Source organism: Aeromonas aquatilis (genome assembly GCF_054052405.1).
The window spans coordinates 22,188-32,845 of the sequence record NZ_JBSTYP010000052.1 but is presented as its reverse complement, the minus strand read 5'-3'; the positions used below and the strand labels follow the sequence as shown (position 1 = coordinate 32,845).

8 protein-coding genes and 1 pseudogene are annotated in these 10,658 nt (G+C 55.2%); 5 read left to right on the top strand and 4 right to left on the bottom strand.

What is annotated here, in order from left to right:
- Positions 1–46 precede the first annotated feature (46 nt).
- Positions 47–802, bottom strand: coding sequence for a PAS domain-containing protein (locus ACW5W8_RS18180; protein ID WP_498629345.1), 756 nt, complete (start codon positions 800–802; stop codon positions 47–49).
- Between the two features lie 360 nt (positions 803–1,162).
- On the opposite strand from ACW5W8_RS18180, the gene ACW5W8_RS18175 reads away from it, so the two are divergent.
- Entirely contained in the window at positions 1,163–2,596 is a 1,434-nt protein-coding gene (locus ACW5W8_RS18175; RefSeq protein WP_498629343.1) for a KAP family P-loop NTPase fold protein, read from the top strand.
- 44 nt (positions 2,597–2,640) lie between these two features.
- Here the strand turns inward: ACW5W8_RS18175 and ACW5W8_RS18170 are convergent.
- A pseudogene (locus ACW5W8_RS18170) lies at positions 2,641–3,135 on the bottom strand (IS1595 family transposase); the annotation flags it as partial.
- Positions 3,136–3,381: 246 nt separating this feature from the next.
- Complete coding sequence (locus ACW5W8_RS18165) at positions 3,382–4,038, bottom strand: hypothetical protein (RefSeq protein WP_498629342.1); 657 nt, start codon at positions 4,036–4,038, stop codon at positions 3,382–3,384.
- 625 nt (positions 4,039–4,663) lie between these two features.
- On the opposite strand from ACW5W8_RS18165, the gene ACW5W8_RS18160 reads away from it, so the two are divergent.
- Positions 4,664–6,316 carry a SulP family inorganic anion transporter gene (locus tag ACW5W8_RS18160; RefSeq protein WP_498629340.1) on the top strand — a complete coding sequence of 551 codons (1,653 nt, stop codon included), beginning with the start codon at positions 4,664–4,666 and terminating at the stop codon, positions 6,314–6,316.
- A 1-nt stretch (position 6,317) separates the two neighbouring features.
- Here the strand turns inward: ACW5W8_RS18160 and ppk2 are convergent, their stop codons facing one another.
- The gene (gene ppk2 / locus ACW5W8_RS18155) at positions 6,318–7,142 is read right to left on the bottom strand and encodes a polyphosphate kinase 2 (RefSeq protein WP_498629338.1); all 825 of its coding nucleotides are present in this window, start codon (positions 7,140–7,142) and stop codon (positions 6,318–6,320) included.
- Between the two features lie 286 nt (positions 7,143–7,428).
- Between ppk2 and ACW5W8_RS18150 the strand changes: the two genes are divergently transcribed.
- The 3 genes from ACW5W8_RS18150 to ACW5W8_RS18140 are packed head-to-tail and all read left to right on the top strand — an operon-like array spanning position 7,429 to position 10,656.
- Positions 7,429–8,727, top strand: coding sequence for an anaerobic sulfatase maturase (locus ACW5W8_RS18150; RefSeq protein ID WP_498629336.1), 1,299 nt, complete (start codon positions 7,429–7,431; stop codon positions 8,725–8,727).
- A gap of 9 nt (positions 8,728–8,736) precedes the next feature.
- Positions 8,737–9,825: a tetratricopeptide repeat protein gene (locus ACW5W8_RS18145; RefSeq protein ID WP_498629334.1), complete on the top strand. Its 1,089-nt coding sequence runs from the start codon at positions 8,737–8,739 to the stop codon at positions 9,823–9,825.
- A 33-nt stretch (positions 9,826–9,858) separates the two neighbouring features.
- Complete coding sequence (locus ACW5W8_RS18140) at positions 9,859–10,656, top strand: formylglycine-generating enzyme family protein (protein WP_498629332.1); 798 nt, start codon at positions 9,859–9,861, stop codon at positions 10,654–10,656.
- Positions 10,657–10,658: the final 2 nt, after the last annotated feature.

Genomic DNA, 10,658 nt, shown 5'->3' with positions numbered 1-10,658 from the left:
GTTGAAAGGCTGGGGTATCCATGATGGTAGACCTCAAGGTGATGGCCTACTTCAAGCTTAGCCTTTCAACACGTAATTGGGACATAGCCAATAGAAAGGGCACCTTGACCGACCAGTAGTAGTGCTGATTGCCTTCGGGATCGGTCAGCATCTCTTCCCCGGCTTGCAGCTCGCCGGTTTCGAATACCCGGTTGTCCAGCCGCCACAGCTGGCAGGCGCTGGCAGCCGGGATCACCTCATCATCGCGCCGGTTGATAATCTGCTCGGCAGGTAAACCGAGTAGGGCACACACCTTCTGATTGACGTAGAGAAAGCGGTGCTGGCTGTCCTTCATATAGATATGGGCATCCACATTGGCCAGGATGATCTCCAGCAACTGATGCTGCTCGGCCATACGGGCCTCAATCAGCTTGTGTTCGGTGATATCGGTGGAGATGCCGCACAGACCGATCAGCTTGCCATCCCGGTCGTACATCGGCTTTTTCACGCTCCAGTAGACCCGTTTTTCTCCCGTGGGTTTGAGGTAGTTGATCTCCTCCCGGGCGATGGCGACCTGCTGCTCCAGCACCTGACGATCATTTCGTCTCAGATCTTCCGAGAAGTCGAGGTCAAAAAAGGCGCGATCATCCTTGCCTTGCAGTTCGGCCAGGGTACAACCAAAGAGATCCAGCACAGCCTGATTGGCATAGATATAACGGCCATCCAGATCCTTGGTAAAGAGGTAAGCCCCCATCTCGTTAAAGATGGATCTGAGGTGATCCAGCTCGTGCTGTAATCGAATGGAGAAGGGCTCATCCTTCATGGGGCTAGCCATCCTTGGGTCGCTACGATGGGTCGGTTGAACAAGACGCGCAACAGAGATCCACAGCTTTAAATAAAGCACCGAACAGGTCAGGTTTCGCGTTTATTTCCGCAGGGTCTGCGCCATGTCACACGATTGTCATCGTTGGTGTGGGCAAAGGAAATCAACTGAGTCCGTGACTATGCAGATAACCGTCCAACCCATATCGGCCCGGCATCGTGGGCCAGCAGCAGAGAAATTGCCCGGTAGTCAAATAAGCCACCCCGCACGGTAGAAAGGGCAACAAACAGGTCTTTAGTCAAATTATTTCCTCGGTGACCCTGATATTATCCTCGGCAACGCAATATGGAGAGATACGAGATGGCAGTGGCACCGTTTAAATGGGATGAAGCAGTTCAGTGGGACGGACCGGGGGCCATTGCGGGTAGCGAAGAGAGTTTGAGTGCCGATCGGCTGGATCGCGCCCGCTATGCTGAGTTTCTGACCAACTACCTCGCCGCCGAAGGCAAGCAGCGCAACTATGTGCTTAACCTCAATGCCGAGTGGGGAGCGGGTAAAACCTGGTTTATCAAGCGCTGGTATATGGAGCTTAAAGCGCACTATCCCACCGTTTATATCGATGCCTGGCAGCAGGACTTTTCCGACGATCCCTTATTGACGGTGATTTCATCGATTATAGACCAGTTAAAAATGATTGCGGGAAAAGAGAACCCGATTCCAGAAGGGATGCGTCAGCGGCTGCTGGGATTATTTAAGGTCGGCGGCAAACTGGCATTGAAAGCGGCAATCAAGAAGGCTGGATTGGAAGAAGATGATTTTTCTCTGGAAGGGGATGATGCCAATCAACTGGTAGATGCCTTATGCAGCAATCAGAAAGAGCGTTATGAATCTATCCAGTATCTTAAACAAGAGATACGGCAATGGGTGGAAGGTGCTGTTGCTTTAAGTAATGGAGCGCTGGATTATCCCGCTTTTATTTTGATTGATGAACTGGATCGTTGCCGTCCCTCCTATACGGTCGAAATGCTGGAGACTATCAAACATATATTCGATATACCCAAGGTTGTTTTTGTATTAGCAACAGATACCGAACAATTGCAGCATGCAATAAAGGTGATTTATGGTGGAGGCTTTGATGCATCAACTTATTTGAGACGTTTTTTCAAAAGACGCTTCATGCTAAAGAAAGTTTCAACAAGTTACTTTATTGAATATAGCCTTGGTTTTGATAGCGTCAAGTGCAACTATTTCTTTCCGCAATTTAAGAGTGCTAAAGACTTATCAATGAATTTGTCTATGATTGCGGATGCATTCGATCTTAAACTTAGAGACATAGAACAATATTTTTATAAACTCAAAGCTATAATTATCAATGCGGCCGATAAAGTAGATCTAATATTATTATCTGTCTTTATCATTGCAGAGGAACATAAGCCGGAGTTATATCAAAAAATGCTTGCTGTGGACGTAAAGTCGATTGGTGATTATTTTAAATGTTTCTCGTTTTTAGAGTTTGACCTGCCTTGTTTTATAAATCCAATCTCTAATGTTGAATGCATGGTTAATATATCCATATATGATTACTTACGTTTATTCTTTATTTCAATGCAAGATGATGTGTTAAGTGCAGTTGATGATTTTAGTTCCTTTGACGGAATGAAAAATGACTCTACTGATAGTGTTTTATCTGGCCTTAATGAAAACGAGGTATTACTGGTGTACTGCCTAGCGAAGCAAGGGTTGAAAGTAGAGGAGTATCAAGACCTTGTGGAATTATCATGTTGGTTAAAATAAATATGGACCAATGGTCCATATTTATTTTCAATTTATTTACCTGATTACCCATGACCCTCAGCCAGCTTCAAGAGCCTATATGGTATCGGAGGGCTTACCACGACTGCATGCCCCAATTCAACCAACATGCTCCTGAGGTCAAAACGATGATTAAACCGGAAGCAGTATTCAGCAAGATGTCTCGGTAAATGCTTCGCTCCGAGCGTATGGCAACTGCCCCGCAGCGAGTTTTTCACATTTCCTATCATCGTGTTTACCCAGTTGAATGCCGGATGTTCCAGCCAATCCAGGTTGCCCCCGGTGACAACACCCAGGTGCTCACAATTGACCTCCTTGACCGCTCTGAAACAGGCTAATCCATCGGATATCACCACGCTACCACTGGCAACATGCCGTTTTGCCCAATCAGCAATGGACAGGGTTTTGAGACCATCGACCACCGTCATCCGCATCTTGATTGGATGCCCTTCCTTGTTCAGGGTCACCGCTGCCACAAACGGCGTCTTGCCTGACGCGCCCCGACCCCGTGTACCACCACGGGGCCTTGTGGGGCGTGTTTCTGGTAGCCCAGATGCTCATCCATCTCGACATTGAGCTTGATCAGCTGTTGGGTGAGGGGCCGAGATCTTTTTCAGACTTGATGTCTTTGGCCAACTCAGCGGCCAGTGCTTTGAGTTTGTCTTGGTCCATTTGCTTACCCACGAAGGTATCCTTTTGAAAAAAATACTTATTCGTGGGCGGTTAGACAATTGGATTTACAGGCTCCTCCGCCATTTTGCACGCGGTTAACCCGCCATTTCAACCACCGGATAACAGGCATCTCCCCACAGGGTATCGGGATGGGCCATCATCAACTCGATGATCACCGGCACCAGTTTGCCGAGCAGGTTGGCACAATCCTTCAGTTGTTTGCGATTGACCGAGCTGTTCCAGGTCGCACCGCCATGGATCAACTGGTTGCGCAAGGTATAGAGGCGGTTAAACACCACGCCCAGCAACTGCGGGGTGTTGCCGCTGGCAAGCGCCAGGGTCGCCATCTTCTTGCCTTGTGCCAGCCGCTCTTTCCACTGGGTTTCGCTGATCTTGCCGCTGTGATAATCCCAGAAGCTTTGCAGTACAAACGGGGTGTCCAGCAGTATACGGATACTGCCCGAGAACTCCTGCCAGACCAGCTGCTCGATCTGCTGGTGCGCATCCAGCTCGCTCAATTTTTCCAGAAAGGCTTTGAAGGTCTCCTGTTCCGAGAGGCGACGATCGTCATCGATTTCAGTGGCATAAGCCGCATTGAACGCAATCCAGAGAAAGATAAAGCGGCCATCTTCATCTTCGGCCATTTCAGCGCGTTGCAGCCAGCTTAAGGCACGATGAACTCGCAGGTTGAGGTTGCCGGGGGCGTGTTTACGCAGTGTGCGATGGCGGGTTTTCAACTGTTCAAAATTCAACGATGGACTCCTTTTCAATCAGGATCGGATGAATAGTTTGCACCTGTGACATAAGGCGGCTTGCGATAGATGGTCGGGGTATCAGCATGGCGTTCTGGTCGTGGTGATGGTCACTTGCCAATCACATCTCTGATCTTTTCCATGGCCAGTTCCAACATCGACGCTGGCGAGTTTTCAAGTGGCGCGTGATGACACTCGGGGCAAGACTCAAACCAGCTGTGGCCAGGCACCCTTACGTCGCTCCTGGGGGCAACCGTTTTGTGCCAGCCACATTGGGGGCAGCGAAAGGTGGATGGCGGTGGTGGGACGGGCATGGTAGATCCTCGAACAAGCTCCATTTTGGTCCACCTTACCACAACCATATGGTACTGAGTGCCGTAGTCATCACAGATTGACGCCGCGTGTCAGAGGGCGTGATCACCGGGATCGCCACGCTTTTTATGCGGGAGTTGTGACCATCCCTGCATTATTTGATCCCCCCTACATTAACCATCGCGTTTTAACAGATAGTTAGAGGTGGCACTGTCTATTCTTCCGCCGCCATGTTGCTGCTGGCGCGGTGCAAGGGATGCCTGACCGTCCGGATGGAGATCTCCGGGGGGCTGAAATCGTTCATGGAGGTCACATGTCATCATTTACGTCAGCCAAGCCTGGTGCCAGCGCCGATATACTGGCCGGGATCACCGCTGCCGCCGTGGTGTTACCCAAGGCCATGGCTTATGCCACCGTGGCGGGATTGCCGGTGGCGATCGGTCTTTATACGGCGTTTGTTCCCATGGTGCTTTACGCGCTGCTGGGGTCGTCCAGGATACTCAGTGTCAGTTCGACCAGTACGCTGGCCATTCTGACAGCGACCCAGTTGGGAATTGTGGTCCCGGATGGCGATCCCGCCCGGCTGCTGACCGTGACGGCAACCCTGACCCTGCTGGTCGGGGGATTGCTGATGCTGGCGGCCGTGCTGCGGTTCGGCTTTGTCGCCAACTTTATCTCGTTACCTGTGCTGGTCGGTTTCAAGGGGGGGATCGGGTTGGTGATCATTCTGGATCAACTGCCCAAACTGTTTGGTGTTCACATCCAAAAAGAGCATTTTTTTGCCGATGTTTACCATCTGATCCAGGCCTTGCCCCAGACCTCATGGCTGACTCTGGCCATCGCTATGGTGACGCTGGCGGTTCTGGTGTTCATGGAGTGGCGTTTTCCGCACTCACCGGCGCCATTGCTGGGGGTTGCTCTCGGGATCTCGCTGGTATGGGGCTGGGGTTTGAACGAGCAGGGAGTGTCGATTGTCGGCACTATTCCTACTGGCCTGCCGGGTTTGCAACTGCCTGATCTGACACTGGTGCTGCAATTGTTGCCCGGCGCAGCCGGGATCGCCTTGATGAGCTTTACCGAAACCATAGCGGCGGGTCGGGCTTTTGTCGGGGAGGGCGAGCCGGAAATCAATCCGAACCGCGAGCTGGTTGCCACCGGGCTGGCCAATTTGGGCGGTGCGTTTTGTGGCAGCATGCCAGCCGGAGGGGGCACGTCCCAGACTGCGGTGGTGCGTTCTGTGGGGGGCGTCAGCCAGCGGGCGGCGATGGCCTTGGCAACCATGCTGTTTCTGGCGCCGCTGCTCTCCTGGTTGCCAAATGCCACGCTGGCGGTGGTGGTGATCGTCTATTCGGTAGGGCTGATCCAGCCGGGGGAATTTCGCAAGATTGGACAGATCAGAATGATGGAGTTTCGCTGGGCGGTTATCGCCTGCCTGGGCGTGCTGATTTTTGGCACCTTGCAGGGGATAGTGGTGGCCATCCTGGCGTCTCTGCTGGGTTTGGCCAGCCAGACTGCGCAGCCCCGATTGCATGTGGTAGGACGTAAACCGGGGGAGGATGTGTTGCGTCCCTTGTCGGCGCGTCATCCCGAGGATGAAACGTTTCCGGGTTTGCTGATCCTGCGTCCGGAGGGGCGCCTCTTTTTCATCAATGTGCAATATATCGCGGCCCGGATCAGGCTGTTGATCGGGCAGCACCAGCCCCGGGTGGTGGTGCTGGACATGAGTCGAGTCACGGATGTGGAGTATTCGGCCCTGATGATGCTGATGGAGGGCGATCTGCATGTGCGGCAAAAGGGGATTGAGCTCTGGCTGGCAGGACTCAATCCCGATGTACTCGAAAACGTCCGTCGTTGTGGCCTGGCTCGGCAGCTGGGGGACACGCGTCTGCTAGTCAATGCCAGGGCGGCGATCCGGCAATATCAGCAACCACAGCCACAGGGGACGCCGTCAGCTCCCCCCGACTAGCTCAGAAGGGTTCCGGAATGTAGTGAAATGGATGATCGGCAGGTTTTATCTTGCCGATCTTGCGTTTTGGCAACTTGATCGGGGCCGCTGGCAATGCCTCATAAGGCACGTGGGCAAGCAGGTGGGAGATAATATTGAGCCGCACCCGCTTCTTGTCTTCAGAGCGAGCCACAAACCAGGGCGCCCAGGCGGTGTCGGTGGCCGCAAACATGGCATCTCGCGCCTGGGTGTAATCATCCCAGCGATCGAAGGATTTGATGTCCATGGGGGAGAGTTTCCAGATCTTGCGCCCGTCGTCGATCCGGTCTCGCAGGCGTCGCTCCTGTTCAGCCGGGCTGACTTCCAGCCAATATTTAAGCAATATGATGCCTGAGTCGACCATGGCCCGTTCGACCAGCGGTGTGCCTGCCAGAAACTTGTCGCTGACCTCCGGGCTGCAAAATCCCATCACGCGTTCAACACCGGCCCGGTTGTACCAGCTGCGATCGAAGATCACGATCTCCCCCGCGGCCGGCAGATGGGGAATGTAACGCTGGAAATAGAGCTGGGTCTTCTCCCGTTCGGTGGGGGCGGGCAGCGCGATGACTCTGAACACCCGCGGGCTGACCCGTTCGGTGAGCGCCTTGATGGTTCCCCCCTTGCCCGCGCCATCGCGCCCCTCAAAGACGATGCAGACCTTGAGCCCCTTGTGTACCACCCATTGCTGCAGTTTCACCAGCTCCACATGCAGGCGTCGCAGCTCTTTTTCATAGGCTTTGTTGCCTAGCGGTTCCTTTTCTGTGGCCGGAGCCGATGGTGCTGATCTGGATTTTTTCTTGTTGGTCATGATGGTCATCCCTGGTCGGTTGTGGTGGGTGCCTGTTGCCTGAACGTTGGCGCTAAGCCGTTGTTAAACTTGCTTTTAACAGTAGCTGAGCAAATGTCCCCGCGCGATCTCCCAATGGCCGGTTTCGTTGGCTTAACGCTGATGTTGCCTTTGATCGCCAGAGCCTGCCATCGGCATCGCTACAGATGAACCATGCCATCTGGTTATAAGGGGTATAACAAGCGCGTGACAGCACGAGCCTTTAGACTGCACACCTCAAAACAACAATTTTTCAGGTGGTGCAGTTATGGTGATTACTCAGGGTCCACAGTTCAACGGCAAGGCATCCAAGCGGATGCACGTGATGGCCAAACCGATCGGGGCCGTGTGTAACATCGACTGCACTTACTGCTACTACCTCAGTAAGCAGGATCTGCTGGAATACAAGAAGGGGTGCTCTCCCGAGATGGACGAGCAGACCCTTGAGACCTATATCCGCCAATATATCGAGGGGCAGAATACCCCCGAGATCATCTTCTCCTGGCAGGGGGGCGAGCCGACCCTGCTCGGGCTCGACTATTTTCGCAAAGTGGTCGAGTTGCAGCGCAAATACCAGCCGCAAGGGGTGGTGATCGCCAACGATCTGCAGACCAATGGCATTCTGCTCAACGACGAGTGGTGCGAATTTCTGGCGGCCAACAACTTCCTCATTGGCCTGAGCATCGATGGCCCCGAGTTGCTGCACAACGCCTATCGGGTCAACCGCGCCGGCCGTGGCACCTTCAAGCAGGTGATGGCGGCGGTGGCGCTGTTGCACAAGCACAAGGTGAAGTTTGCCACCCTGACCTGCGTGAACAACCTCACCAGCAAGAATGCGCTGGAGGTCTATCGTTTCCTGCGCGACGAGGTGAAGTCGCCCCAGATGCAGTTTATCCCCATCGTCGAGCAGAAGAGCTTTCGCACCACCGCGCCCCAGACCTGGCAGCAGCAGGAGCAGCTCCGGCAGGGGGACAAGCGCCTCAATCCCTGGCACAAGAACTCGGTAGTCGAGCCCTGGTGCGTCTCGGCCGAAGGGTGGGGGGATTTTCTCATCACCATTTTCAACGAGTGGGCAGAGCGGGATCTGGGCCGGGTCTTCGTGCAATATTTCGAAGCGTGTGTCGAGACCTGGATGGGCCGCAAGAATCCCCTCTGTACCCTGGGGGAGATCTGCGGCAAGGGGCTGGCAATGGAGCCCAACGGCGATGTGTTCGCCTGCGACCACTACGTCTATCCCAAGTACAAGATTGGCAACATTCACCATCAACCGCTCAATGAGTTGGCGTACTCGCCCGCCCAGCAAGCGTTCGGCTTTGCCAAGTCGCGCAGCCTGACCCGCCAGTGCCAGCAGTGTGACTACCAGTTTGCCTGCTATGGCGAGTGCCCGAAGAACCGCTTTATCCGCACTGACGAGGGGGAGGCGGGTCTGAACTACCTCTGCGCGGGATGGCACAAGTTCTTCAACCATATCGATCAGTCGATGGCCTATATCCTGCGCCGAGCTGGTTATCCGGTGGCGCATGGCAAATACCGCGATGCGGTGATGAACAAGCCGCAGGCGAAATAAGGGGTGAATATGTTGAAGATGCGTGATGGCCGTCGTCCGTTGGCGGCGCGCCCCCTGTGGTTGGCTCTGGGGCTGGTCTGTGCGGGTCATGTGCTGGCGGCCGAACCGTCGGCTGCGGTGGTGCAGACGCCCCCGGTGGTCGCACAATCTGCGGCGGCACCTTCTGCCGCCCAGATCCAGCAGTGGGCCTATAACGCCCAGGATATCTCCCTGCCAGCGCAGGAGCGGGCCGATGCCCTGCGCCAGTTGGCTGCTTACCCGAACCAGAACAGTCTGGTGGCGGTGGCCAGAAGTCTGCGCGATGAGAGTGCATTGGTGCGTGCAGCGGCGGTTATGGCTGCCGAGCCCTATCAGTTTGCCCATCGCTGGCGATTGCTCTCACCACTGCTGGCCGACAGCAGTAGTGAGGTGCGCCGCGCGGCCACCCTCAATCTGGCGCGCGAGTATGGTGCCATGGATCAGGGGCAGCTGAATGTCATTGGCCAGCCGCTGGCGGAGGTGAGCGATTATCTCGCCAAACAGCAGGATCCGGCGCAGCAGCAGTTGCAGGCCGATCTCTATCGCTGGACCCGGCAGTGGGACAAGGCGCAGGCGCGTTATGAGCAGTTGCTTGTTAATCAGCCGGATAACCCCCAGATCTGGCTTGGTCTCTCTGATAACTTGCGGGCGCAGCAACGGGATGCCGAGGCGCTGGCCCTGCTCGACAAGGGGATCCTCGTCCTGCCGCAGAACGCCAACCTTCATTACGCCAAAGCGCTGACCCAGGTGCGCCTCGATCAGAAGCGTGACGCGGCGGCCACCATGGCGCAGGCGGCCAAGCTTGCTGGCAACAACAGCTATTTCTGGTATCTCAACGGGGTATTGCAAGAGCCGCTGGATCTCGACAAGGCCATCGGTTCGTTCGAGTTGGCCTACCGGATCTCCGGCGCGCCGGAGCAGCTTTATGCGGTGTGCGATATCTACCTGCGCCACGATCACCCCAACAGCGATGCCTGCATGAGTGAACTTGGCAAGATAGCGCCCCCCGAGGTGCTGGCCGAGCTCAACGGCAAGCGCGCGAGCCAGGCGGGTCATCCTTCGGTTTCTGCTGGCCAGTAAGGCCGACGTCCCTTTTATTGCACAGGTCAGATGATGAACAACACACCATTCAAACTTGCTATTCCGTTGCTGGCGGCCACGCTGCTGGTGGCGGGCTGTACCCTCTGGCACCATGCCAACAAGCCGATCCATCCGCTGCAGCAGAAGATTGAAGCGGACATGGTGCTGGTGGAGGGGGGGCGTTTCGAGATGGGCTCCAACGATGCTGGCGCGAAAGCGAGCGAAGGGCCGCAGCATACGGTCTCGGTCAACAGCTTTTACATGGCCAAATTCGAGGTGACCCAGGGGTTGTTTGAAGCGGTGATGGGCTCCTCCATCAGCTATTTCCAGTCACCGAGCGTGCCGGTCAACAACCTCAGCTGGCAGCAGGCCAATCTGTTTGTGAGCCGGCTCAACGAGCTGACCGGCGGCCACTACCGCCTGCCCACCGAAGCGGAGTGGGAGTATGCCGCCAGAGGGGGCAAGCTTAGCCAGGGTTATCGCTACAGCGGTTCCAATAACATTGACGAGGTGGCCTGGTACAGCGATAACGCCAAAAATCGTGCCTATCCGGTGGGGCTGAAGAAGCCCAACGAGCTGGGTCTCTACGACATGACCGGCAATGTGGGGGAGTTTGTGGCCGACGCCTATGAAGAGACCTTTTATCGCCACAGCCCGCAAGATAACCCGAACAATGCGCAGGAGAGCAAGATCCACCTCGCCCATAAATCGGTGCGTGGTGGCAGCTACGCCTATGAGGCCGAGCTTTGCGAGAACTACCGGCGCGATTTTGCCAGCCAGTCGGTGATGATGGCTGACATGGGATTGCGACTGGTGCGGGATGTCCGTTAGGG